This window comes from Zwartia sp., assembly GCF_049655405.1.
Classification (GTDB): Bacteria; Pseudomonadota; Gammaproteobacteria; order Burkholderiales; family Burkholderiaceae_B; genus Zwartia.
Map to the genome: position 1 here is coordinate 93,970 of NZ_JBASJR010000011.1, position 25,463 is coordinate 119,432.

At 50.4% G+C, this 25,463-nt stretch carries 26 protein-coding genes; 20 read left to right on the top strand and 6 right to left on the bottom strand.

Annotation, left to right across the window (positions count from 1 at the left end):
• Positions 1-30: 30 nt before the first annotated feature.
• Positions 31-1,212: an acetylornithine deacetylase gene (gene argE / locus WBJ47_RS08255; RefSeq protein ID WP_422244207.1), complete on the bottom strand. Its 1,182-nt coding sequence runs from the start codon at positions 1,210-1,212 to the stop codon at positions 31-33.
• Between the two features lie 230 nt (positions 1,213-1,442).
• Between argE and WBJ47_RS08260 the strand changes: the two genes are divergently transcribed.
• The 7 genes from WBJ47_RS08260 to WBJ47_RS08290 all read left to right on the top strand — a co-directional run bounded on the left by WBJ47_RS08260 (position 1,443) and on the right by WBJ47_RS08290 (position 8,868).
• Positions 1,443-2,675, top strand: coding sequence for a diaminopropionate ammonia-lyase (locus WBJ47_RS08260; protein WP_422244206.1), 1,233 nt, complete (start codon positions 1,443-1,445; stop codon positions 2,673-2,675).
• Between the two features lie 60 nt (positions 2,676-2,735).
• Entirely contained in the window at positions 2,736-3,956 is a 1,221-nt protein-coding gene (locus WBJ47_RS08265) for a Zn-dependent hydrolase (protein ID WP_422244205.1), read from the top strand.
• A 12-nt stretch (positions 3,957-3,968) separates the two neighbouring features.
• Complete coding sequence (locus WBJ47_RS08270; RefSeq protein ID WP_422244204.1) at positions 3,969-4,904, top strand: N-carbamoyl-D-amino-acid hydrolase; 936 nt, start codon at positions 3,969-3,971, stop codon at positions 4,902-4,904.
• A 24-nt stretch (positions 4,905-4,928) separates the two neighbouring features.
• Positions 4,929-6,143, top strand: a complete 1,215-nt coding sequence (locus WBJ47_RS08275; protein WP_422244203.1) for an MFS transporter — start codon at positions 4,929-4,931, stop codon at positions 6,141-6,143.
• Between the two features lie 38 nt (positions 6,144-6,181).
• The gene (locus tag WBJ47_RS08280) at positions 6,182-7,159 is read left to right on the top strand and encodes a quinone oxidoreductase family protein (RefSeq protein ID WP_422244202.1); all 978 of its coding nucleotides are present in this window, start codon (positions 6,182-6,184) and stop codon (positions 7,157-7,159) included.
• A 145-nt stretch (positions 7,160-7,304) separates the two neighbouring features.
• A complete protein-coding gene (locus WBJ47_RS08285; protein ID WP_422244201.1) occupies positions 7,305-8,300 on the top strand; it encodes a Bug family tripartite tricarboxylate transporter substrate binding protein in 996 nt (331 codons plus the stop codon).
• A 226-nt stretch (positions 8,301-8,526) separates the two neighbouring features.
• Positions 8,527-8,868, top strand: a complete 342-nt coding sequence (locus tag WBJ47_RS08290; RefSeq protein ID WP_422244200.1) for a helix-turn-helix domain-containing protein — start codon at positions 8,527-8,529, stop codon at positions 8,866-8,868.
• 4 nt (positions 8,869-8,872) lie between these two features.
• Here WBJ47_RS08290 and WBJ47_RS08295 read toward each other — a convergent pair whose 3' ends face one another.
• Positions 8,873-9,769, bottom strand: coding sequence for an ABC transporter substrate-binding protein (locus WBJ47_RS08295; protein ID WP_422244199.1), 897 nt, complete (start codon positions 9,767-9,769; stop codon positions 8,873-8,875).
• A gap of 75 nt (positions 9,770-9,844) precedes the next feature.
• On the opposite strand from WBJ47_RS08295, the gene WBJ47_RS08300 reads away from it, so the two are divergent.
• Genes WBJ47_RS08300 through WBJ47_RS08315 form a run of 4 tightly spaced genes read left to right on the top strand, consistent with a single transcriptional unit; the run spans position 9,845 to position 13,354 of the window.
• Entirely contained in the window at positions 9,845-10,744 is a 900-nt protein-coding gene (locus WBJ47_RS08300; protein ID WP_422244198.1) for a polysaccharide deacetylase family protein, read from the top strand.
• A 55-nt stretch (positions 10,745-10,799) separates the two neighbouring features.
• Positions 10,800-11,792: a Bug family tripartite tricarboxylate transporter substrate binding protein gene (locus WBJ47_RS08305; RefSeq protein ID WP_422244197.1), complete on the top strand. Its 993-nt coding sequence runs from the start codon at positions 10,800-10,802 to the stop codon at positions 11,790-11,792.
• Positions 11,793-11,832: 40 nt separating this feature from the next.
• Positions 11,833-12,342, top strand: a complete 510-nt coding sequence (locus WBJ47_RS08310) for a hypothetical protein (protein WP_422244196.1) — start codon at positions 11,833-11,835, stop codon at positions 12,340-12,342.
• A 28-nt stretch (positions 12,343-12,370) separates the two neighbouring features.
• Positions 12,371-13,354, top strand: a complete 984-nt coding sequence (locus WBJ47_RS08315) for a Bug family tripartite tricarboxylate transporter substrate binding protein (protein ID WP_422244195.1) — start codon at positions 12,371-12,373, stop codon at positions 13,352-13,354.
• 110 nt (positions 13,355-13,464) lie between these two features.
• Here WBJ47_RS08315 and WBJ47_RS08320 read toward each other — a convergent pair whose 3' ends face one another.
• Together WBJ47_RS08320 and WBJ47_RS08325 are read right to left on the bottom strand one after the other, a co-directional pair.
• Positions 13,465-14,445: a Bug family tripartite tricarboxylate transporter substrate binding protein gene (locus WBJ47_RS08320; RefSeq protein ID WP_422244194.1), complete on the bottom strand. Its 981-nt coding sequence runs from the start codon at positions 14,443-14,445 to the stop codon at positions 13,465-13,467.
• Positions 14,446-14,582: 137 nt separating this feature from the next.
• Positions 14,583-15,584, bottom strand: a complete 1,002-nt coding sequence (locus WBJ47_RS08325) for a Bug family tripartite tricarboxylate transporter substrate binding protein (protein ID WP_424585344.1) — start codon at positions 15,582-15,584, stop codon at positions 14,583-14,585.
• A 130-nt stretch (positions 15,585-15,714) separates the two neighbouring features.
• Between WBJ47_RS08325 and WBJ47_RS08330 the strand changes: the two genes are divergently transcribed.
• Entirely contained in the window at positions 15,715-16,695 is a 981-nt protein-coding gene (locus WBJ47_RS08330; protein ID WP_422244193.1) for a tripartite tricarboxylate transporter substrate binding protein, read from the top strand.
• 102 nt (positions 16,696-16,797) lie between these two features.
• On the top strand, positions 16,798-17,004 hold the full coding sequence (locus tag WBJ47_RS08335; RefSeq protein ID WP_422244192.1) for a hypothetical protein: 207 nt from the start codon (positions 16,798-16,800) through the stop codon (positions 17,002-17,004).
• A gap of 19 nt (positions 17,005-17,023) precedes the next feature.
• Here WBJ47_RS08335 and WBJ47_RS08340 read toward each other — a convergent pair whose 3' ends face one another.
• Positions 17,024-17,182, bottom strand: coding sequence for a DUF3309 family protein (locus tag WBJ47_RS08340; protein ID WP_422244191.1), 159 nt, complete (start codon positions 17,180-17,182; stop codon positions 17,024-17,026).
• A 306-nt stretch (positions 17,183-17,488) separates the two neighbouring features.
• On the opposite strand from WBJ47_RS08340, the gene WBJ47_RS08345 reads away from it, so the two are divergent.
• From WBJ47_RS08345 to ugpQ, 7 genes are all read left to right on the top strand, one after another.
• Positions 17,489-18,238: a bacteriorhodopsin-like gene (locus tag WBJ47_RS08345; RefSeq protein ID WP_422244190.1), complete on the top strand. Its 750-nt coding sequence runs from the start codon at positions 17,489-17,491 to the stop codon at positions 18,236-18,238.
• Positions 18,239-18,329: 91 nt separating this feature from the next.
• Positions 18,330-19,190, top strand: a complete 861-nt coding sequence (locus WBJ47_RS08350; RefSeq protein WP_422244189.1) for a polyprenyl synthetase family protein — start codon at positions 18,330-18,332, stop codon at positions 19,188-19,190.
• Positions 19,187-20,686, top strand: coding sequence for a phytoene desaturase family protein (gene crtI / locus WBJ47_RS08355; RefSeq protein ID WP_422244188.1), 1,500 nt, complete (start codon positions 19,187-19,189; stop codon positions 20,684-20,686). Before WBJ47_RS08350 ends, crtI begins: the two co-directional genes overlap by 4 nt.
• Positions 20,683-21,603: a phytoene/squalene synthase family protein gene (locus WBJ47_RS08360; protein WP_422244187.1), complete on the top strand. Its 921-nt coding sequence runs from the start codon at positions 20,683-20,685 to the stop codon at positions 21,601-21,603. The genes crtI and WBJ47_RS08360 overlap by 4 nt, the downstream gene beginning before the upstream one ends.
• Positions 21,545-22,726 (top strand): lycopene cyclase family protein, encoded by a 1,182-nt coding sequence (locus tag WBJ47_RS08365; RefSeq protein WP_422244186.1) that lies wholly within the window; start codon positions 21,545-21,547, stop codon positions 22,724-22,726. Before WBJ47_RS08360 ends, WBJ47_RS08365 begins: the two co-directional genes overlap by 59 nt.
• On the top strand, positions 22,723-23,637 hold the full coding sequence (locus tag WBJ47_RS08370; RefSeq protein WP_422244185.1) for a Brp/Blh family beta-carotene 15,15'-dioxygenase: 915 nt from the start codon (positions 22,723-22,725) through the stop codon (positions 23,635-23,637). Before WBJ47_RS08365 ends, WBJ47_RS08370 begins: the two co-directional genes overlap by 4 nt.
• A gap of 8 nt (positions 23,638-23,645) precedes the next feature.
• Positions 23,646-24,380 carry a glycerophosphodiester phosphodiesterase gene (ugpQ, locus tag WBJ47_RS08375; protein ID WP_422244184.1) on the top strand — a complete coding sequence of 245 codons (735 nt, stop codon included), beginning with the start codon at positions 23,646-23,648 and terminating at the stop codon, positions 24,378-24,380.
• Here ugpQ and WBJ47_RS08380 read toward each other — a convergent pair.
• Positions 24,370-25,305: a hypothetical protein gene (locus tag WBJ47_RS08380; RefSeq protein WP_422244183.1), complete on the bottom strand. Its 936-nt coding sequence runs from the start codon at positions 25,303-25,305 to the stop codon at positions 24,370-24,372. The genes ugpQ and WBJ47_RS08380 overlap by 11 nt on opposite strands.
• Positions 25,306-25,463: the final 158 nt, after the last annotated feature.

Sequence of the window (25,463 nt, forward strand, 5' to 3'; positions counted from 1 at the left end):
GTTGAGACCACCCTAGCGATAGGCTGGGACTCAGGCCAGCAAAATTTCCTGCGTCATGCGCTCGCGCAGACGGTCCATAAAGCCCAGACACTCTTCGAGCTGACTAATCTCGATGTACTCGTTTGGCTTGTGAGCGACGTCGATGTCGCCTGGGCCAATCACCACGCAAGGGATGCCTGCTCGGTTTAACCATCCCGCATCGGTAGCAAACGACACACGACCGAGCATGTTGTTACGCGCGAGGCTGGTTCCCAGATAAGTAATCGCCGCTTCCTTGTCAGTCGCTAACGGTGCTGAGTTGGAAATCGTTTCAAACGTGATGTCTGCCTCGGCTGAAATCTTGCGCATTTCGACTTTAAGCGTCTCGGCATACTCTTGGACCTGACGAATCAACTCGTCGGAATTCCCTTGTGGCAAGGTGCGGCAATCGAAAATGAACTCGCAATCCTTGGCCACGATGTTAGGTGCAGTGCCACCGTGAATCACACCCGTCTGCATTGTGCCGTGCGGGGTCTTGAACATCGGATCAAACGGGCCTTCCTTCTGAATCTGCAACGCCATACCGCGGATTTTTTCTACCAGACGGGCGGCATATTCGATCGCGCTAACGGCATCCGGCGCCATCGAGGAATGCGCCTCCAGACCACGCACACGGCAACGCGTCACGCGCATTCCCTTGTGCCCTGTCATCACCTGCATACGAGTCGGTTCGCCCACAAAACAACCGGCAGGATGGATGCCCGCCTCGGCCAAATCTTTAATCAAGGTCTGCACACCAATACAACCCACCTCTTCGTCGTAGGTCAGGCCGATATGCAAAGGCTGTTTTAAGTCGCTATTCATGAACGCAGGCAACATCGCCATGGAGGCCGCGATATAGCCCTTCATGTCGACCGCGCCGCGACCATAAATCTTGCCATCCGCGATGTGGGCTTTGAAGGGGTTGGTATTCCACGCTTGGCCATCCACGGGCACCACATCAGTGTGGCCGCACAGCACAATGCCTCTCGCCTTAGGATCGCCAAACGTCGCAAACAAGTTAGCCTTGCGTTTGTCCGCATCATAGGAGAGACGCACCGACAACCCTAAAGACTGCAAATGATCGCGCACGTATTCAATCAAGCCTAGATTGGACTCACGGCTGGTGGTGTCGAAGCCGACAAGTGTTTCTAACAGGCTGATGGTTTTTTGGACGGTAGGTGAATAGGTCATAAGTTGCTCGATTGCAAAGCTAAATGAGGGATCAAATAGCGAATGGTATTGCTAACAAAGGTTTTTATACCACTGTATGAATGCTGATGATCATACTGCTTTGCACCATTCAGAAAAAATTGAAGAGATCGTCTATTCTAGGAATGATGGATTTTGCTTCATTGATGTAGATTTATACGTCATCTAGGCAAAACAGCACCAAACATTAATAACTTTTAGGCAGGTTCACAATGAAAGCCCCGATTTTGAAAGGCAATGGCGTCGCGCTCTACAACAACCCTGTTGCCAGTGTGGACAACGACGCTTATGGGCAATTCAGAGCGACTATTCTGCATACGCTCGGCTTTGATGCCGCTGAAAAAGAAATTTCGGGCTGGCCCGGCTATGCCAGTACTGCCCTGCACACTCTGCCCGCGCTGGCTAAAAAGCTCGGTATCGCAGCACTCTACTACAAAGACGAAAGCACGCGCTTTGGCTTAAAAAGCTTTAAAGCGCTCGGCGGCGCTTATGCGGTATTTCGCCTGATTCAGAAAAACATCGCCGCCCAACATAATGGCCACCTCGCCTCACCAGAGGAAATATTGTCCGGCAAATATGCTGACATCATTTCCAAGATGACTGTCACCTGTGCAACGGATGGCAACCATGGCCGCTCAGTCGCCTGGGGCGCGCAGCTGTTTGGCTGTCGTTGCGTCATCTATATTCACGCCACGGTCAGTGAAGGTCGTCGTGCCGCCATCGCGTTTTATGGTGCCGAGGTCATTCGCGTACAAGGTAATTATGACGACTCCGTGCATCATGCCGCGCAACAAGCCGCCGAGCATGGCTGGACGGTTGTCTCCGACACAACTTACGAAGGCTATCGCGACATTCCGATAGACGTCATGCACGGTTATGGCGTGATGTCACGAGAAATCGTCAACGAATTGCGTGACAACCCACCCACACATGTACTGGTGCAAGCCGGTGTCGGCGCACTCGCGGCCTCGGTCTGCGCAACCTTCTGGCAAGCTTGGGGCGCTAAACGTCCTCAGTTCGTCATCATCGAACCCGAACGCGCGGATTGTTTCTTTCAAAGCGGCCAAGTCGGTCACCCAGTCGTTGTCACGGGCGACCTGGACACCGTCATGGCTGGACTGGCCTGCGGAGAGGTCTCGCCTGTCGCTTGGGATATTTTGAAAAACGGTATTAATTGCTATGCCACGATCGCGGATGAGTTTGCACTCGAAGGCATGCGCGTGTTTGCCAATCCAATTGGAAATGATCCAAAAATTGTCTCCGGTGAGACAGGCAGTACAGGTTTGGGATTACTGATGGCAGCCCAAGGCAATGCCCCCCTTTGGGATGCACTCGGCTTAGACGCCAACTCTCGCGTGCTCTTAATTGGCAGCGAAGGCGACACCGACCCCACGATCTACAAAGAAGTGGTGGGCAAGACAGCCCAAGAGGTTTTGGCTGAGTGATTCAACCAGTTTCCTACCGATTCTCTGGCATCGTCACTTGAACAAATATTGGCATCACATATGTACATTAACGGCCCACGTCTATTAGCTCAACTTGAAACTCTTGCCGACATCGGTCGCACAGAAACCAATGCGTGTTGTCGTCTTGCTCTGACAGACGAAGACAAAGCGGGACGAGATCTGGTCGTAGGCTGGATGAAAGAGCTCGGCATGTCGGTTTGCGTCGATCCCATCGGGAATATTTTTGGCATACGCGCAGGCATGCGTCCCGAGCTCGCCCCAGTGATGACAGGCTCTCACACCGATACCGTACGGACCGGTGGCGCTTACGATGGTAATTACGGCGTACTGGCGGGTCTCGAAGTCGTCGCCACGCTCAACGATGCTCAGGTCACCACAGAACGCTCAATCGTCGTTGGCATCTTTACCAACGAAGAAGGCGCTCGTTTCGCGCCCGACATGCTGGGCTCCCTTGTCTACGTAGGTGGCATGCCCCTCGACGAGGCCTTAGCCGTCAAAGCAATTGATGGCGCGATCTTAGGTGACGAACTCAAACGCATCGGTTATCACGGTACCGCGCCACTGGGCATGCACAAGCCCCACGCGTTTGTAGAGCTGCACATTGAACAAGGCCCTCTGCTCGATGCGGATGGCATCAAGATTGGCGCCGTTGAAAATCTTCAAGGCATCTCCTGGCAAGAGCTCACCATCGTCGGCCAGTCCAACCACGCGGGAACCACACCCATGCGCCTGCGCCACGACGCAGGCTATGCCGCAAGTGCAGTCTCCACCTTTGTGCGTGAGCTCACCCGCAAAATGGGCGGCAATCAAGTCGGCACCGTCGGTCACGTGGTGTTAACACCCAACCTCATCAACGTGATCGCCGCGCGCGCCACGATCACCGTCGACTTGCGCAATACCGACGAGCTCTTGCTGCAACAAGCCGAGCAAGCGCTCAAGGATTTCCTGCAGTCACTCTCCGAGTCCGAGGGCGTCACAATCACCTATCGTCGCCTCGCACGCTTTGAACCGGTGATCTTTGATGCGGCACTGACCGATCGCATCGCCCACCATGCAGAGTCCTTGGGGCTTTCACATCAGCGCATGACCTCAGGTGCCGGACACGATGCGCAAATGATGGCGCGTATTTGTCCAACTTCCATGATTTTTGTCCCCAGTGTTGGGGGCATCAGCCACAACCCGGCTGAGCATACTGAGCCCGCCGATCTCATCGCCGGAGCCAATGTTCTGCTTGCCACCCTTACTGAACTTGCCCAATAGGAGTCCACCCCCATGACCCGCATCGTGACCGTCGGCGCAGCGCAGCTCGGCCCCATTCAACGCACACACACCCGCAAAGAAATGGTGACGCGCCTGATCACCCTGCTTGAACAAGGTGCGCGCCACGGCTGCGACCTCGTGGTGTTTCCAGAGCTGGCACTCACCACCTTTTTCCCGCGGTGGTTCATTGAGTCACAAACTGAACTGGATGCTTACTTTGAAGCACAAATGCCCGGCCCAGAAACGCAGGCGCTGTTTGATGCCGCACGCAAACTCAAAGTCGGGTTTTATCTGGGATATGCCGAACTCACCGAAGAAGAGGGACGCACACGTCGCTTCAACACTTCGATTCTGGTCGATCAGACTGGCAGCATCGTCGGCAAATACCGCAAAATCCATTTGCCCGGTCATGCCGAACACGAACCCTGGCGTCAATTTCAGCATCTTGAAAAACGTTATTTTGAAACCGGCAATCTCGGCTTTCCCGTGTTTCGCGCCTTTGGCGGGATTATCGGCATGGCGGTCTGCAACGACCGTCGCTGGCCAGAAACCTATCGCGTCATGGGCCTGCAGGGTGTTGAGATGATTTTGATCGGCTACAACACGCCCGTCCATAATCCTCCTGCCCCTGAGCACGACAACCTCTCGCACTTTCACAACGAGCTGGTCATGCAAGCCGGTGCCTATCAAAACGGTACGTGGGTCGTGGGCGTGGGCAAAGGTGGATGCGAAGAAGGCGTGGATCAAATCGGCAACTCCATCATCGTCGCCCCCTCCGGCGAGATCGTGGGTGCATGCAGCACGCTTGGCGACGAGCTGGCCATTGCCCGTTGTGATCTGGATCTGACCTTGTCTTACAAAAACTCGGTATTTAACTTTGCCAAGCATAGAGAACCGCACGCCTACGGCATGATTGTCGAACGCAAAGGCGCGATCATCGATGTTTAAAGAATCACAAGGTTCACTTTTTTAATGTTCAAAGCCGGCGCGCTGCGCCACCGCAATTTTCGGATGCTCTGGATCGCCACCTTGCTGTCTTCGACAGCGCGGTGGGCAGATCTTGTTGTCGTGGGTTGGCTCACGCTTGTATTGACGGACTCACCCTTGATGGTCGGTATCGTCACAGGCTGCAAGATGGCCGGCTATCTCCTAGCCCCCATGATGGGCGTGCTGGCCGACCGCATGGATCGTCGCAAGCTCCTGATCATGGCCTCCCTAATCAGCAGTGGCGTGACACTCACCATGCTGGTGCTATTGCTGACCGACACCTTGAACATCGGCCATCTCATTGTCCTGTCACTCATCAGCAGCCTCACGTGGGCACTCGATCATCCTACCCGCCAAGCCTTTATTCCCGATCTGGTGGGTAAAGACGACCTGACCAACGCCGTGGCGATGAATGCCGTCGCGACCGAAATGACTGTCGTCATCGGACCCGCCTTTGGAGGACTTCTCATCCCCGCTTTTGGGATGAGCGGTGCCTATGCGCTGATCGCACTCATCTATGTCTTGGATCTCGGTGCGCTGCTACGTCTTAAAAATGCAAAACATCCTATTGAGCAAGCACCGCCCCGCAAGCACGAGCCCCCTCTTAAAAGCCTGGTGGCGGGCTTTCAATATGCGTGGAGCCATCAAACGGTCTTTGTGCTGCTGCTGATTGCCTTCATGCTCAACTTTTTTGTAGCGCCCTATCGGTATTCGTTTCTGCCGCTCTTTTCCCGCTATGTACTGGATGCTGGCCCCACGGGCTATGGCATGCTCACCGCCACGGCAGGACTCGGTGCCTTGACAGCAGGATTGCTCGTCGTCTCGCTGGGTAACTTCAAACGCCGTGGTTTGTTTGTGGTCATAGGCGGCTTGCTCTGGCCCGCTACTTTGTTTTTATTTTCTTTGTCAGACTCCTACTACCTGTCGCTCGGCATTGTGTTTTTTGCAGGTCTCGCCCAAGCCATCACGTGGACGCTGATCGCAACCTTGATCCTGAGTAACACCGCCCCCGAAATGCGCGGCCGCGTCATGGGACTGCGTACGGGTGTTGTCATCAGCCTCCCCTTTGGCAACCTCTTTGCCGGTGCGGTTGCTGAAAGCTTCGGCGTCCAGATTGCCCTCGGTGCCTACGGCGTCTGCGCCGCCGCGCTCATGCTGCTGATCATTCTGAAAGTGCCTGCTTTACGGAAATTGCAGTAAAGTTCTTGAAAAATTGATTATTAATAAGGTAATTAAAAATGAAGTCATATTGGATGCAAACAGTTGGCAACAAGACTGTGTTGGAGATGCGTGACATTGAGCGACCCACACCCGCCCCGACACAGGTTCTCGTGCGTCTGCACGCAGCCAGCCTCAACCGCGGTGAATTCGTCATCGGTCACGGCCTGCACAAAGGCGGCCAGGCGAGCGCGATCGGCATGGAAGGCGCTGGCGTGATCGAGGCTCTCGGCTCAGAAGTCAAAGGCCTTAAAGTCGGCGATAAAGTCATGGGCCGTTGCCGTGGAGCATTTGCTGAATACGCAGCGATGGACGAAGTCGAGGCCATGCCCATTCCCGCAACACTCACTTTTGAACAAGCGGCCAGCGTCCCACTGACCTATCTCGTCGTGCACGATATGCTGTCACTACAAGGCAAACTCCTGCCCAACGAATGGCTGCTCATTCATGGCGTGTCCTCAGGCGTGGGCGTTGCAGCCTTGCAAACTGCCAAAGCCATGGGCGCAAAAGTCATTGGCACCTCCGGTTCACCAGAGAAACTGGCACGCTTGAAAGAACACGGCCTCGATGTACCGTTGTGCCTCAGAGGTTCTGGCTTCGAGGAAACAGTGATGAAAGTCACGGACGGCAAAGGTGCGAACCTCGTCGTCGATACTGTCGGTGGCTCGGTCTTTGCTGAAAGCATCCGCTGCATGGCTTTTGAGGCTCGCTTTGCCATGGTAGGTTATGTGGATGGTGTGCTGTCTGCAGAGCTCGATTTGCTCGCACTGCATTCCAAGCGTCTCAGATTGTTTGGTGTATCGAACAAACTCCGCTCAGCCGCACAACGCGCAGAGTTCCTGCCTGAGTTTAAAGCTGAGGTTATTCCTGCAATTGCTGACGGCCGCATCAGACCGCTCGTCGATCAAGCTTTTGCTTTTGATCAGCTCGAGCAGGCCAAAGCAATGATGGAAACGAACCAACACGTCGGCAAGATCGTGTTGCGCATGCCTGTTTAAAGGAAAACACTTCAAACGACCTATAGCGATTAGTAACTAAATACTGCAGCAAAAAAAATGGGACGATTGATGTCCCATTTTTTTTTACAACTCATACAATCGTTGAAGCACTGCCCAATCATAATGATTCAAAAATGAGGCTGACATGAAAATATTCGCTCCAACATTTTCTCGAAAAATTTACATCGGTTTAGGCTTAGCTTTTGCTTGTGCATCTTTGACTGCAACAGCTCAAACCACCGCAAACTATCCAACCAAGACTGTTCGACTCATCGTTCCCTTCCCTGCTGGTCAAGCCACAGATATTATTGCGCGCTTGCTCGCAGAGCGATTAACTCAAAAATGGGGGCAACCAGTTTTTGTCGATAATCGCGGCGGCGGCGCAAGCATTCCTGGAATGACGGCTGGAAAAGATGCTGCGCCGGATGGCTACACCATTACCTTTGCGAGCAGTACGACTACGGCCGTCAATGAGGCGCTCTACCCAAAACTTCCCTACAACATGAAGCGTGACTTTGTCCCGGTCGGCGGCGTCTTTACACAACCGTGGTTGATTTTGGCCAATCCAGCCGCACCCTACAACAACCTCAAAGAGCTCGTTGATGCTGCAAAACAGGCACCAGGAAAACTGACTTGGGGCTATGGCGCTAACGCGCTTGAACTGGCGGCAGAGCTCTTTAAACAACGCGCTCAAATTGACATTAGTGGTGTGGCTTACAAAGGAAGCGGTCCAGCTATGAATGATCTGATGGGCGGACACATCATGTTAGCGGTTGACACCATGGCGTCATCGCTCCCGCATATTCAGTCAGGCAAACTCAAAGCCATTGCATCACTATCTAGTGAACGCGCACCTCAACTCCCTGAGGTTTTAACAATCGCCGAGCAAGGCTATCCTGGTTTTGTTGGAGTGGGCTGGGCGGGACTATTCATGCCTGCAGGCACACCACCCGCAATTGTAAAAAAAGTTTCGGATGATGTGCATGCAATTATGAAAGAGCCTGCGATGCAAAACGTGCTGATACAACGCGGCTCTACGCCCGATTTGCGTCAGTTACCTGAATGGTCAGCCTTTGTGACTGCTGAAACAATTAAATGGGCAGACGTCATTAAAAAGGGCAATATCAAACTGGCTCAATAATGAAGGGCTCAGTGCAATGAATAATATTGTCGTAAAAAAATTGGTGGCGACGTTCGCTTAAAACATTTATTTTTTCAAAAAAATACGAGGTGGTTGTGTCTTTTTGCAGAAAAATGAAATAGTCATAAACGTAGTATTACGAATACTAATGACAACTTTATGATGAAATAATCAGTCATAGATTTGTCCTTATTTCGTTTAATACTACTTCTATGAAATTTCAAAAATGCCCAAAAAGACACATTCCTCTACGGAAATTTCCATAGAAATTCAAGAGCACGTCAGAATGTGGGGGAGCGCAGTCAAAAATCAACGTATTAGTCAACGACAAACGGCGGCACAACTCGCCGAACAAATAAAGGTATCAAAACCCACCGTTAGCCGCCTTGAAAAAGGGGATGCAGGCATCAGCGTTGGCATCTACCTCAGCGCATTATTTGCCTTAGGTTTACGGACTGAAGCAACCCCGCCCCTCAAACAGTCACTCTGGCAAAATGAATCCCGCCAGCGAATGCGTCCAACTTTCGACGAGTGGGGCGAAACAAAACCTCTACCCGACATCTGGTGAGACTTTACTCTTGCGAAAAAGCTGCGATGCAGTCCTCATACGCAGGATCGCAAGAAATAAAGCCTCCGTTTCGCATACTGAGTTTTAAACGCTCAAAACCCACGCGCGAAACTGTTTTATTACAAAACCACAGCCCCGCCTTTTTATATCGCTCCATGGCTTGCACCAAAATATCAGGCGCGACATGCGGATAAAAGGGCGAGATAAGCGAGGCTAACTCTTGGCCACTATGCGCGGCAATCCAGGGCCCCATTTTTTCAATCGCGCGAATCATCGCCTCAAACGCCGCTTGCTTTTGCGCAATGATCTTTCGGGTAGAAATAAAAGTCGTATACGCAGTCGGTCCGCGGCTATTTGCAGCATGTAACACCTGCCCGGCTCCCGACGCAACCGTCTGAGAAACGAACGGTTCGAAATATTGCGCGTAATCAATCTCGCCTGCTTTCAAGGCTTCGAGATTTTGTCCCATCGAGTTTTTTTCGTTGACGATTAAAGAGTCAATGGCGACACCTTCATCTCGCAAATCTTGCTGCAAACACAGCCAAGGAGTCGGCACCTCAGTCACCACACCAATTTTTTTACCGGCAAAGTCACTCAAACGAAATGATGACTGGCCCTCACGACCCACGATAAAAAATGGATCTTTTCCGACCACTTCACAAAAGGCGAGCAAAGCGTTCTCTGAGTCAGCCTCTTGATCACGCTGTTTAATCACACGCAAAGGCCCCCCCCACACCACATCAATATTGCCGGCCAACATATCGGCAATCCCGCTTCCGGGAGAGGGAGAATCAATCAGCTCGATTTCAATGCCCTCTTGCTTAAACAACCCAAGCGCATGGGTCGCATAAAAAGGTGCGTAAAAGACAGCTCTAAAATTTTCAGCCAATTTGATTTTCATGGATTTTCCGTAGGATTTGGAGATACTATCAATCGGATTACATCATTTTTTAAAGTTTTTGGGAGTCACGTTCAGATGTTGAAATCTCACAATCGTTATGAATACTCCGCGATTACAGATCGCCCAGACTATAGTTGGCCGGGCGGCAAACGCCTAGCGATCCACTTTAGCTTAAACGTCGAGCACTTTTCTTTTGGAGAAGGCTTGGGTAACGATTATGCCGCCCCACACCCTGAACCGAACTCCCGTAGTTTCGCTTGGCGCGATTACGGCAACCGCGTCGGTGCTTGGCGTCTGCTAGAGCTCGCCAACGACCTGAACTTCCCCTACGCCTTGCTCGTCAACACAGAACTGTATGACTATTGCCCTGAAATGATCGAGGCCTTTAGCAAGCGCGGGGATGAGATTGTGGGTCATGGCCGCACAAATGGTGAGCGTCAAGCCGATATGAACCTCGAGCAAGAGCGCGCCTGCATTAGAGAGGCAGCCCAAACTATCCTGAAGCACGAGGGCGTTGCCCCCAAAGGCTGGCTTGCCCCCTATATCTCGCAGACCTACGATTCGCCGGATTTATTGAAAGAGCAAGGTTTTAAATACATGATGGATTGGCCCCTTGATGACCAGCCTGTCTGGTTTCGGACTCAACACGGAAGAATCCTCGCAATTCCTTACTCTCATGATCTGAACGACTCAATTGAGTGCGTGTCGCGACGCACGCCCGCGCAGCTCTTTTGTGAAAACCTGATCGATCAGTTTGATGAAATGCTCGAAGAATCCGCCAAACGGCCGCTTGTCATGAGCGTTGTGCTCCACAGCTTTATTTTGGGACAGCCCTATCGTCTCAGGCAGTTTCGCCGAGTCATGCAACACATTTTGGCGCACCGAGACCAAATCTGGCTAGCACGTCCAGGAGAGATTTACGATCATATCAACAGCCTACCTGACGGGGTTGTGCCAGGCAGCACGGTCAAGTAATCTTTTCTCATATGTTTTAAGCAGACCTCACGTACCTCATCAAGGGATTTTTACTATGCAAAGCCGTTCGTTCTTCAAGACAGTGGCAGGCATCGCCTGTGCAGTGATTGCTCCCCTCGCTTCATTTTCTGCAAATAGTCAGACAAACTATCCAGAAAAGCCCATCAACTACGTGGTCACAGTTCCTCCGGGTGGTGCGGCTGACTTTGCGGGCCGTACGATTGCTGAGGCACTATCCAAGCAAGTAGGTCAGACCGTAGTGATCGAAAATAAAGCTGGCGCAAGCGGTACCATTGCAACCGCCTACGTCGCAAAAGCACCCGCAGACGGCTACACCATTCTTCAAGGCGCGATTTCTACTCACGGCATTGGTCCGCATTTCTATACCAAGACACCTTACGATCCCTTTAAAGACTTTATGTCTTTGGGTGTCGTGGTTGAGTTTCCGCTAGTACTTGCAATCAACGCAAACCTCCCAGTTAAAAATTTGGAGGAACTGATCGCCTTGGTCAAAAAGAAAGATGGCACGATGAGTTTCGCCACACCTGGTCCAGGTAGTGCCCCACACCTCACCGCAGAACTCTTCCTGACTGAAGCAGGCGTCAAAATGCTGCACGTCCCCTACAAGGGTTCTGCCCCCGCAGTCGTAGACGTTGCAAGCGGCCAAGTCGACATCATGTTTGATGGCTTTCCCTCGCTAGCGCCACACATCAAGAGCGGCAAACTGCGTGCAATCGCGGCAGTCAGCCCAACACGTAACGCCTTGGCACCAGACCTGCCCACCTTTACAGAACTAGGCTATCCAAAAATGGTGACCTCGCTTTGGTACATGCCCATGGTACCTGCCAAAACTCCACAAGCCATTGTTGACCGCCTCAATCAAGCAATGATCAAAGGCCTGAAAGATACCGATGCACAAAAGCGCCTTGAAGCAGGTGGTGCACAGTTGGTCTACACAACGCCTGCAAACACACAAAAATATATCAAAGACGAATACGATCGTTGGGGCGTTGTCATCAAAAATGCCAAGATACCGACCTCGAATTAATTGACACGATCACTTCGACACAGCCGCTGAGCATAAAAAAATGAAACTCCCTTGCCTTCGTCAATTTCTATGCGCAGCCTGGCTGCTGTCAATGTTGATCCTGCCTGTCGCGTATGCGCAATCAAGTCAATGTGGCTTTATTCAAAACTCAGACCAACAAGCGTATTGCCGTGCCATCAATGGCGGTGGCTCCAGTCAATGTGGCTTTATTCAAGACAATGACCTGCAAGCGCGTTGCCGCGCCGAAACTGGAGGTGGCTCATCACAATGCGGGTTTATCAGAAATCCCGATATGCAAGCCGCCTGCCGCGCCAGTGCTGACAACAGAGGTCGCTCCTCAAGCGCTTCAAGTCAATGTGGTTTTATTCAAGATCCTGACAGACAAGCATACTGTCGCGCGACCACTGGGGGTGGGTCATCACAATGCGGCTTTATTCAAAACAATGATCTACAAGCGATGTGCCGCGCTGAAGCAGGTGGTGGCTCGAGTCAGTGCGGATTTATCCGAGACCCAGATATGCAAGCCGCTTGCCGCGCTAAAGCACGATAAAAATATTCATTATTGTTGGAGACAAAATATGATTAGCTTTCAAAAAAATATCCCTATTGTTGCAGCACTCGCACTGACTGCATGCATCCCCCTTTCATCAGTCGCGCAATCAAGTGACTATCCAAACAAACCCATCAAACTGATTGTTGGGTTTACGCCAGGTGGCAGCACCGATGCGGTGGGCCGTCAGCTCGCCAACTCCTTTACCAAAATTTTAGGGCAGTCGGTCATTGTCGAAAACAAACCTGGTGCAAATGCGAACTTAGCGACTGACTTTGTGCGTCGAGCGGCGCCTGATGGCTACACAATTTTCTACACCTCCATCGGGCATGTCACAAACCCCTTGATCTACAAAGAGGCCAAATACGATCCAGTGAAAGATTTCACTCCGATTGGTCAGGTCCTCGCGGGTCCCAATGCCTTGGTCGTACCTGCAAACTCCAAATTTAAAACGGTCCAAGATCTGATTGCCTATGGCAAGGCAAATCCTGGGAAAATCAATTTTGCCTCCTCAGGTATTGGTTCCTCGCTTCATCTGTCCGGAGAGCTTTTCAAACAGCTTTCAGGTGTTGACATGGTGCACATTCCCTATAAGGGTGCTGGTGCCTTGATGCCCCACTTGATGTCCGGACAAGTCGATCTGGCGTTTCCAAATCTTCCCACTGCTTTGCCCTTGATTGAACAAGGTCAACTGAGATCGCTTGGCGTTACCACCAGCACACGTTCTAATGCCGCACCAGCCATTCCAACTATCGCCGAAGGTGGTTTGCCGACTTACGATATGTCCACATGGTATGGCTTAGTCGCGCCCGCCAACCTTCCCCCCGAGGTGCAAAAGAAACTCAGCGATGCTTTGATGAAAACGCTGAATGATCCAGAGTTCAGAGGTCGGCTTGTCGCATTAGGCATGGATCCAAGACCCTCAAATCCACAAGACTTTGCCAAGTTTATCCAAGGTGAATCTGCAAAGTGGGGCTCTATTCTTAAAAATATGAAGTTCGATACAAACTAATCGTTCTACTTTTTAAAAGCCCTCTTCTTTTTAAAAAGATTGCCCAATAAAAAAAGCCTGCTGAATGAGTTCAACTCATCAGCAGGCTTTTTATTGCATCGTGTAAAAAATTAATTCAATTTCACGCCAGACTCTTTAATGAGACGACCCCAATTGGCATAATCTTTAGCCACAAAAGCTCCGAATGCAGCCGCAGTACCGCCGCCTGGATCCACACCGCCCGCTTTCATTTTTGCAATCACATCAGGTGAAGCCAGCACGCGGTTCAGCTCTTTATTCAAGATTGCAATGTTAGCCGGTGGCGTACCAGCCGGTGCAAAAAGACCTGTCCAGATACTGAAGTCCATTCCTTTGGCAACGGTTTCATCCAGTGTTGGCACATTGGGAAACTCTGACGAGCGCTTTGCAGAAGAAACCGCCACGGCGACAAGCTTGCCACTTTTAGCATGAGGCGCGAGAGAAGCCAGCGTGCCAATATAAATATCAACTTGACCACCCATCACATCCACAATGGCTGGACCCGCACCCTTGTAGGGAACTTGCAATAAATTGATATTGGCGCGCTTTTTAAAATCTTCGCCAATGATATGTCCGAGGGTACCCAACCCCGCCGTACCCCAACGCAAGCCTTCGGTTGTCTTGCCCTTAGCGACCAAGTCTTGTGGGGTTTTGATGCCAGAGGTCGGTGCAGTGCCAATACCTGCGGGTGTCACAGAGACTTGAATGACAGGCGCAAAGCTCTTGACGCTGTCATACGTGAGGTTGTTATAAAGCCAGGGACCCAACATCATATTGTCGGTCTGTCCCATGACTAAGGTGTAGCCATCCGCCGGTGCTTTCGAGGCAAACTCGATCGCCAAGTTGCCACCTGCGCCAGGCTTGTTTTCAACGACCACAGTCCAGCCTGTCAACTCTCCAAGCTTTGCGCCCACAATGCGAGAGACGAAGTCAGTGCCACCACCTGGTGGAAATGGCACCACAATTTTAATGGGCTTGTCTGGAAACTTTTGCGCCGACGCCACCAAAGGAATCGCCGATAGGGATAGTGCCACGACTAGAGCCGATTTGATAAATCGATTCATTAATTTCATTGTCTTCTCCGTATTTTTATCTGCTCTTGCCTGCGCAAAAAGCTTGAGTCAACCTTAGGGCAGTCCCTCTAATGTGTCAAGCTTTGTGGCAAGCCATCTGCTTAGAAAATCCGCAAATCAAGGGTTAACGTTGATCACTATTTCAGTGTTGCGCCTGATACGCGGATAATTTCGGCCCAGCGGTCAGACTCTTTATCAATAAAGACTTTGAATGCCTCAGGACTATTTGAAACTGGAATTAAACCCAGACCGCTAAAGCGAGATTGCACCTCTTCAGATCGAAGCGCCTTAATCAAGGCAACATTAAGCTTGCTGACAATTGCTGGAGGCGTGCCTGCTGCAACGACGACGCCGTACCAATTATTGATGTCGTAATCTTTTACTCCTGCCTCAGAGATCGTCGGTACATCAGGAAACAAGGGATAGCGTTCTTTGTTCAAAATCGCCAAGGGTCTAATGCGTCCTGACTGAATATGACCAATGCTTGCCGGGATTGTCATAAATTGCATCTGCGTGCGACCTGCGACAAGATCCGCCAAGGCAGGCGCACCGCCTTTGTAGGGGACGTGCGTAATGTTCGCACCCGTGCGCATTTTAAAAAGCTCCCCTGCCAGATGGTCTGCACCACCATTGCCCGAAGAACCAAAAAATAATTTATCTGGATTTGCTTTGGCATAGGCAATTAACTCATCCACTGTTTTGACAGGAATCGAAGGATGAACACCGAGTATCTGCGGTGCCTGCGCCAACAAAGTCACAGGTGCGAAATCCTGCCTTGGCTTGAAGGGTAGCGTGTCATAAAGAGACGGATTAATCGCCATTGGACCTGTATAAGCCAATAGCATTGTGTAGCCATCAGGAGCAGATTTCGCGACGTAATCCGTTCCGATATTTCCGCCAGCACCGGCTTTGTTTTCTACAATAACGGGTTGACCAAGCAAAGCCGTCAACTCCTTAGAAATCAATCTCGCTGTGGTATCGGTCGCCCCACCCGCCGCATAAGGCACCACAAATTTAATAGGGCGAGTTGGAAAAACCTCGGACGCGTTCGCTGTTGTGATGACACTGCATAAAAAAACTGCGACAACAGAAAGTACTGCCCTAATTAGGTGCATCCAATGCATCAAAATCTGCTTCATGTCTCGTCCTTTTAATTTTATCGTTTTAAAACAGCAAACCCATACTAACCCTATGAAATAAATCTTATATCAATAATAGAATATGTCACCACCTGGGAAGGTCAACATCATAATTTCTGAAGGATACTAAGTGAAACATCGACTTTTAATTACCGCGCTTTCATTGCTATCGACTTTAGCTTTTTCCGCACACGCGCAAACAGCTCAGCCAGCCACTTGGCCGACCCAACCGATTCGCTTGATTGTTCCCTTTCCCGGTGGCGCCAGCACTCTGGATGCCGTCGTTCGTCTCCTTGGGGTCGAAGTCGGCCGCGACCTCGCCACTCCAGTTATCGTGGAAAACAAACCTGGCGCTGGAACTGTGATCGGCGTGGATGCAGTTGCCAAAGCCACAGATCGTCACACCTTTGGCGGTGTGGCCAATAGTTTTACGGTCAACCAAACGCTTGTTAAAAATCTTCCCTACAAAACCCTTGAAGATCTTGCCCCCGTTATCTTGCTTGCAAAAACTGCCAACGTCCTGGCGGTCAAACCAAGCTTAGGTATCAACAACCTTCAAGAGCTAATCGCTTACGCCAAGAAAAATCCTGGCAAACTTTCCTACGGTTCCTTCGGTAATGGCACGACGCCGCACTTCGCGGGTGAAATGCTCAAAACCATGGCGGGGATCGACATGGTCCATGTACCCTACAAAGCACAAGGTCCCGCACTGACAGACTTGCTCGCAGGCAATATTGATTTGATGTTTGGTAATTTGCCAGATTTCATGCCACACATTAAAAGTGGCAAAATCAAAGCGCTTGGTACGACTTATCTGACGCGTGCGCCGCTAGCCCCTGAAATCCCAACGATCGCTGAACAAGGACTGCCAAAGTTCGAAACAGACTCGTGGTACGGGATCATCGCGCCTGTTTCAACGCCGAAAATCGCCATTGACAAGATGAATGCCTCATTTAACAAGGCACTTCAGGATCCGGCCGTCAAACGTAACTTAGCCGAACGTGGCATTGAAATTATTGGTGGCACGCCTGCAGAGTTCGGTAAACACTTGAACACCGAGGTGGCCAAATACGCGGAGATCGTGAAAACATCCAATATGAAGATTGATTAATCATTCTTCTTTATGTGAGCTAACAGACAGACATCGCATGGCATGACAGTTAACTTGAGCCTGTTCAGATCAACTCGATTTGAAAAGACAAAAGGAACTGTCATGACATCGAAAAAATACTTTTTACTCCCCCTCCTCGCAGTCGCCGCGCTCAGCGCATGCTCGGGAATGTCTGAGCAGGGCAAAAGCACCGCAGTGGGTGCTGGGATCGGCGCAGTTGGCGGTGCAGTCCTAACAGGCGGAAGCGCAGTGGGAACTGTCGGTGGGGCGGTCGTGGGTGGAGTTGTCGGTCACGAGGTCGCAAAGTAAAGCTTACCTCGGTTCAAACTTACAGTTTGCCCAACAACAAAAGCACAAGCAAAATAATCAACACTGTGCCAAGCACTCCGCTTGGCGCATAGCCCCAGTTTGCGCTGTGCGGCCAAGTGGGAAGCACCCCCACCAACATCAATACAACCACAATTAAAATCAAGGTGCCTAAAGACATGGTGGTTCTCCTTTTCTGAAATCACACTTTAAAGATCAATCAATACATCGTCTGTTCGGCACCGCACAGATTTACTTTAAAAAACAAACGTGAATTTATTGAATGAATTTCACGAGAGTCATTCCGCAGCACAATTAGAATTAACCCTTGCTGATACTAAAGTTAGGGCGTAACCTGCGCTTGTTCTGGTCATTTTGAAATTTCAACATGGTCTGCCTCCAAAACTGCAGCAATACACGTTGCATTTGAATGGGCCTTGGAACGCTGGCAGTTTTAACTGAAGCATTCCTTTCGGAGATCATCCAAATGCAACTGACCTTTGGGCAGTACGAGCTGATATACAACGCCTTTTCCTTTGGCGTCGCAACTTTTTTCGCAGCAACAATTTTCTTTTGGCTGGGACTCTCACAAGTTTCCCAAAAATATAAAACAGCACTTGTTATTACTGGCTTGGTGACATTCATTGCCGGCTACCACTACCTCCGAATCTTCTCTAGCTTTGGCGAAGCCTACACGGCAGTCAATGGCGTTGTAAAAGCAACCGGAGTCACCTTTAACGTTGCATACCGTTACGTCGATTGGCTCTTAACTGTGCCATTACTCTTGATCGAGTTGATTTTGGTCATGGGTCTGAGTCGTTCGGAAACCGTCAGCAAGAGCGTCAAGCTCGGTGGTGCGGCTGCTTTGATGATCGTGTTGGGTTACCCAGGTGAAGTCTCTGGCGGCATCGATAGCACACGCCTGCTGTGGGGCGCGTTGTCCATGATTCCTTTCCTGTATATCGTCATTAACCTGTTCTCAGGTTTGTCGGAATCCATCCAAAAGCAACCTGCTGACGTCCGTGGCTTGATTGGTGCGGCCCGCTGGGTTGTCGTCATTTCTTGGTCTTTCTATCCGATTGTCTACTTTGCACCTTTCGTGATGTCCTTGAGTGGCGGCGCTGCGACCACCGTGATCGAAGTGGGTTACACCATTTCTGATATCGTGGCTAAAGCAGTGTTCGGCGTCATGATTTTCATGATTGCCGTGCGCAAGTCACAAGGTGCGACCAACTAAGTTTGTCCACACGCCACCTTACGGTGACTCTGGCACGATCCAATCCCTGGTCAGCACAATTGACCAGGGATTGTTTTTTCAGGATGTGCAAATGACGACAGACGAAATAATTTCGGATGCGAGAGTGGACACGCTATTGGAAACAATGGATGCGTTGATTCTTGGCAAACTTTGTCGCAAAGATGCAAAAAAACTCAATGAACTCATTATTTATCACTTAGATGGGCAAGCTAGCCGTACGCGTGCAAAACTCGCGCTCACCGCAGGCCTTGCACTAGAACTGAATGAAAATGTCTGCATCGCGATCGCAGCGAGCTGCGAGCTCATTCACAATGCCTCGCTCTTACATGACGACATTCAAGATGGCGACACCGAACGCCGCGGCAAAGAAGCAGCATGGTCTCGCTTTGATCCGAGTACTGCGATGTGCGCAGGGACCTTGATGCTCTCTGCCGCCTTTGAATGCATCAACCAGACTCAGTCCCATGCTCAACAACTCGTCTCTCATCTGCATCGCTGCACCTCAAACTTGATCTGCGGTCAGACCCTTGACTTGTCCTATGCCACACAGCCCGTCAATCTAGAGGGTTATCTAAATGTCGCATCCCTTAAGTCTGGAAGCCTGTTAGCCTTACCGCTTGAACTAGTCATGATGGCCAGCCATCAAACAGCTGCGTTTCTTGATGCGAGCGCTGCAGGCCACTCCTTTGCTGTGGCCTATCAGATTGCAGATGATCTCAATGACGTCTCTGTCGACCAAGATCGTGGCACTTGCAACATTATTAGTGTTTTAGAGCATTCCCAGCTAAACCAAACCCAAGCCCTCTCAGAAGCGATGAGCTTGATGCAGTCTCACCTGCACAAGGCCGAAAGCCATGCGGCCCAATTACCCGCACACAGTGGTGATTTTCTCATCCGTCTGTGCAGCAAACTAAGTGTCGTAGAAGCATGAGCCAAGTTGTTGTCGTTGGTGGTGGTTTTGGTGGCATCGCGGCGGCGCTCCGTGCCCGCAAAAAAGGCTATGCAGTAACCTTGATCGATCGTTGTCCACGTCTGGGCGGTCGGGCACAAGTCTTTGAACGTGCTGGCTTCAAGCATGATGCAGGTCCGACCGTTTTAACTGCTCCTTTCCTGTTTGAAGAGCTTTTCGCACTGTTCGGCCAATCCCTGCATGATCATGTCAAACTTGTTCCGCTCAAACCTTGGTATCGCTTTGAGTTTGCGGACGGCAATCATTTTGATTACGGCGGCACGCTCGAAGACACTCTCGCTGAAATCAGACGTATCAACCCTGATGACGTAGAAGGCTACCGGCGCTTGCTTGAACAGTCTAAAAAGCTATACGACATCGGTTTTACAAAACTCTCAGACCACCCCTTTCACAGCATTGCTTTCATGTTTGCCCAGCTCCCCCACCTAGCAAGGCTGGGCGCATGGAGAACTGTCTGGCAAATGGTGTGCCGCTATCTTAAAAGCGATTATTTACGCCAAGCGTTTTCGATTCAGCCTTTACTAGTGGGTGGCAATCCTTTTGACACCACTTGTATCTATGGATTGATTCATTTTCTAGAGCAAGCACATGGCGTGCACTTCGCAATGGGGGGCACGGGCGCTTTAGTCGATGCGCTAGGCACACTCATGGTTGAGCAAGGGATAGAGATCAAATTAAACACGACGGTCACCTCCTTAACGAATCAAAACGGTCAGATTAAAAGTGTCGAAATAGAGTCCGAAGATGGTCATCAGAAAAGCCTGCGCTGCGATTACGTGATTTCCAACGCAGATCCCGTCCATCTCTATAAAGATCTTCTACCCAAACAAGCCACCAAATGGACGGCTCGCTTTAAAGCGGATCGTTGGCGCAAATCAATGGGATTGTTTGTACTATTTTTTGGCACAGATACTCAATATCCAAAGGTCGCTCACCACACGATTTGGATGGGACCGAGATACAAAGAATTGCTCGATGACATTTTTAATCGCAAAGTCTTAGCGGATGATTTTTCGATTTATCTCCATCGACCGACAGCAACTGACCCAAGTTTTGCGCCTGAGGGTGGCGATAGTTTTTATGCGCTCGTGCCTGTCCCCAATCTACAAGCCGATATTGACTGGGAAAAAACGGGTCCGATCCTAGCGGATCGCGTCATTGATGCACTGGGCCAACGCACCCTTCCCGGCTTGCGCGAACACATCGTCGATCAGTTCTTTATGACACCCGTGGACTTTAAAGAGCGCTATCTCTCACCTGACGGTGCCGGTTTTTCTGTATCACCGATCTTTAGCCAATCCGCTTGGTTCCGCTTTCATAACAGAGGCGAAGGTCCCACCAACTTATTTCTTGTGGGTGCGGGTACACACCCAGGTGCAGGACTTCCTGGTGTTGTATCTTCAGCGAAAGTTGTAGACCGACTTCTTCCAGAGGTTGAACTGAGTCAGCGCCTATGACGCCTGCCAAGGATCAAGCCCTGGCAGTTCTTAAATCGCACGGGCGGAGCTTTTACTTCGCGAGCCATTTACTTGCACCAGAATATCGCTCGCGTGCAGCGCGTCTATATGCTTTTTGCCGTTACGTCGATGATGTGGCAGATGAAGCAATTGTTCCAGACTTCGCCATCCAAGAGTTAGATTGCATCAAGCGTTCTGTACAAAGCGGTTGCTCCGACAATCCTTGCGTGATAGACATGATCGCCTTGATGCAAGAACTGGCCATGCCGCATGCCCCCGTATTATTTCTGATCGAGGGCATTCAGTCTGATTTGACGATGCAACAAATCAAGGACGAGACACATTTGCTGCGGTATGCCTATCAAGTTGCGGGAACTGTAGGCCTGATGATGTGCGAATTGTTAGATGTCCAACAAAAGCAAGCATGGCCTTTTGCGATTGACTTGGGTATTGCGATGCAACTGACGAATATCGCGCGTGATGTGGGGCAAGATGCAGGACTCGGCCGAATCTATTTACCTGCAACATGGCTCGACAGCATGACTGCACAAGAGATCCTATCCCCAAGCGCACAACAAGCACTCAGCCTGCAAGCGTCGACTAAAAGACTGTTAGCTTTAGCAAACGATTACTATCTCAGTGGCCTAAGTGGTTTGATCTATCTGCCACCAGCTGCCCGCTATGGCATTCTTGTTGCAGCTCATGTTTATAGCGAGATTGGTCAAAAAGTCGCACAGTCAGGCTATCGCTCGTGGGATCGACGCGCAGTTGTTTCTCAATCACGTAAAGCGGTATGTGCAGCCTCAGCATTGATGCGTTACGCTTTACATCCCAGCTTGCGCCAATCGAATCCCCGCCATGACAGCGCCTTACACCAACATTTACAAGACTGCTTTGGAACCGACCAGACGCGTTGATCTTGCGATCATTGGCGGTGGATGCGCAGGTCTTTCCCTCGCACGAGAGCTTGCTGCGCGTCAAACACTCGATTCTGTCGTCATTTTAGAGCCACGCCTTCAGTACCAAGACGACCGAAGCTGGTGCTTCTGGTCGACACCACACCATGCACTCGCACACCTTGTCAGCCATACTTGGTCTTCTTGGATGTTCGGGAAACAGGGCGAACAATCTAAAACGAGAGGCTGTACAAACAATCCTTACCAGTACATCCGCTCTGCAGATTTTTATCGCGACTGTCTAGATCGCATCTCCGAATGTCCGTCCATCGAACTCAAGCTCGGTTTCACTGTCACCACCATCAACCGACAAAACGACGCTTGGCACATCGAAACGGGCCAAGGGAGTTTTCTGGCCAAACAAGTGATCGACACCCGACCGCCCAGTCCAAATCAGCTTTCCCAAGCAAACTTGTATCAATGCTTTTTAGGGGCAGAGATTCAATTCGATCACGGCATCCATACAAATCTTTCTGCTGTTGAACTCATGACCGATATGAGGATGCTGGAGGGTGAGTTTTGTTTTACCTATGTTCTGCCGCTTGCGCAAGATCGTCTGCTGATTGAACTGACTCTCTTTGCGACCCGCCCCTATTCCGCAGAGGATCTTGCAGAAGATTTTCACCAATTACTGGTTGAAAGAGGCTTGGCTCAGTCAACCATCATCCGCACAGAATATGGCAATCTGCCCATGGGCTTGCCGACGTCCCAGAATGAACATCCCCGTGCCGGCATAGGCGGTGGTGCCTTACGTCCGTCTTCAGGCTATGGCTTCATGAGGATTCAACGCTGGGCAGCGCTGTGCGCTGAACAGTACTGTAAGCAAGGAAACGTCCTTGCACAAACAGCAAGCGGCTTTTGGCTTCAAAAGATGGATCAGCTTTTTCTTTCCGTGATCCAGCGTCAACCAACACTGGCCCCTATTCTTTTTGACAAGCTCTTAGGTCAACCTCAGACCGAGCGCTTCATCCGTTTTATGAATGATCGCGCGAACCTATTGGATTACCTTTACATCGTAGTCAGCTTACCAAAAACACCGTTTATTCAAGCGCTTATTTCTAATTTTCTTCGGCGCCACGTATGAACAGTCCGCGCACGCCATTACTCAACAGACTCAACGCCATTGATCGCTTTCTTTTCCCCCTTGCTGCCTTAGTCAGCTTGGTGCTGATTCATCTTGTTCCTGACGTGCTTTCTTTAACGACTCAGCTTGCTCTACTGGGCATTGTCATTGTGCTCTTGGGCTTACCGCACGGAGCGCTTGACCCCTGGATCGCAGAAAATATAGGTATTCAAAATACTCGCAGGCAGGTTTTGTTGTTGACCATCAGCTATCTTGCGATCGCCGTTCTGGTTGTCTGTGTTTGGTATTGGCTACCTGTGCTGAGTCTCCTGATATTTTTAGTAATCAGCGCATGGCACTTTTCGGGTGACTGGAAAAACAATATCCAACAGCCCTTGCGGATTTGCGCCGGAGCGTTGCTGCTACTCATGCCGATCGGGTTTCACACAGAAATTGTCCGCACCATTTTTGAACAGCTGTCTGGTGAGAGTGGGGGCAATCTTGCGTATGCTTTAGCCCTACCTGGTTGGCTACTAGTGGGTGCAGTGGTGCTGCTGTCAGGATGGGCGGCTTTTAAACAGCAATGGAAAACCACACTCGAATTTCTGACCTTGCTGACTCTAGCGTTTCTGACAACGCCTTTAGTCTATTTCACGCTGTACTTTTGCTTGCTGCACAGTCCACGTCATCTTTTAGGCTTATTTTCTGAGGCACCGGTTGTGCAACATCCGCGCTTACTTAAAATGATGTTTGTTTACACACTAGCAACCTTGCTGCTTGTCAGTGTATTGTGGTGGTTCTGGTCCGACTTGCCTGCTGATACGCTGATATTAAGACTGATATTTATCAGTCTTGCTGCAGTCACCGTACCCCACATGATTCTCATTGCAATGGCTTATTTAGTCAAAAACCGCTCAGCCCCTTCAGTTTGACAGACAAGATGATGCCTCATTGGCCCTACCCTCAATGGATCGCGCACCGTGGCGCAGGTCTAGCGGCGCCAGAAAACACGATGGCCGCGTTTCAGCTCGGTTTAAAATCCGGCTTTACTATGTTCGAATGCGACGCCAAGCTGAGTGCCGATGGTGTCGTCTTTTTATTACACGATGCGACACTCGACCGAACCACAAACACCCATGGTATGGCGCAGACCCATACTTGGGACGAGCTATGCACCCTTGATGCGGGGAGTTGGCATAGTGAAAAGTTTGGCCAAGAAAAGCTCCCTACTCTCGAACAGCTCGCAAGTTTCTGTATAGATCATGCTTGCCACCTCAACATTGAAATCAAACCCTCTCCTGGTTTTGAACGTTTGACCGGTGAGCGCGTCGCCCGCGAAGCGCAACGCCTTTGGGCGGATCAAGCTATTCCTCCGTTGCTGACCTCTTTTAAGTCTGAGGCACTGCAAGGCGCAATGGTTGTTGCGCCCGAGCTTCCGCGTGGACTTCTGATGCATGAACTGGCCTCAGACTGGCATGAGACAGTTAGTGCGCTACAGTGCCAAGCACTAGCGTGTCACTTCCCTCTATACAACCCACTATTGATCGATGAAATCAAGCGTCTGGGTCTGTATAGCTTGGCTTATACCGTCAATGATGTCGGAACCGCTCACGCTCTGTTAAAGATGGGGGTAGACAGTATCATTAGTGACACCATGGATATCGCTAAGGTTTAATAAACTCTGTACTGAAAACCTTTTCTTTTTCCAGATCGACAGTGACCTTGACGGCGCGCACATCAGAGGCGCCAGGCACCTCGAGTCGCGTCACGTTTGAGAGCACTTGACCTTTGATTTTATAAGGCTGGTCAAAACGGTATTGATGTCCATCACCGTGAATCAACAACACAGGTTTTGCCCAATCCTTTGCAAGCGGCAGGAGTGTCTGACCAATACTATTGCGAAATCCCGACCAAGTAGGAAAATCCTCCGATATCGAGCGGCTCAGCAATACACTAGCCTGAAAGGCAAAGACGATCGCTTTGTATTTCTTTTGCTGCGCAAGATCAAACGCATCTCGGATCCAGGCAATATTGGCTGCCTCGCGCTCAAAAAACTCCTTGATTACAGCTGGATCACGCGATTCGAAATTGTTGTTACTGCCCACAATATGCAAGGTAACGAACAATACCTCGTCTACGACCCAACGCTGATTCTCAACATATTCCTCAAAATCAGACTGAAGCTGCGCCTGACTCACGAGTCGAATAGGCTGTTTACCCAGAGATACCTCGGGCTTGAAAAACTCATCGCGCAAGGTGCTGAGTCTTTCAAACGGGTCATAGCCGCCATTATTTAACCGATAGCAATCGGTCCAGTCATTATCGCCAGGGGTATAAACAACGCCCTCTTCAAACATGGAAAAATGCTTGAGTTGCTCCGCGTACTCGCGATCCGAGCACAAACTTGAGCCACTCTTGAAGTCACCCACGTGGATAGAGAATTTTGGTTGTGAACGATTAATCGCCTCAATCAAGCTCCGATAAGTGAGATATGTTTGATTTTGGTTACCATAGGGCATATCACCCAATGCGACAAAGTTAAAGCTTTGAGCCGCGCAGACCCCCAAACCCACGTGTGACAGGATATACACCACGGTCATTCGTTTTAGACCATACGACACTCTTTGAAATATCCAAATGAGTTTTTGCCTGACCGACATATTAGTAAGCATTTTGGATAGGGTTTTAACTGGCATGGGACTGGGCTCCGTTCACGATATTGTCACACTGCGACATAAAAAAAGCATGTCATAAAATG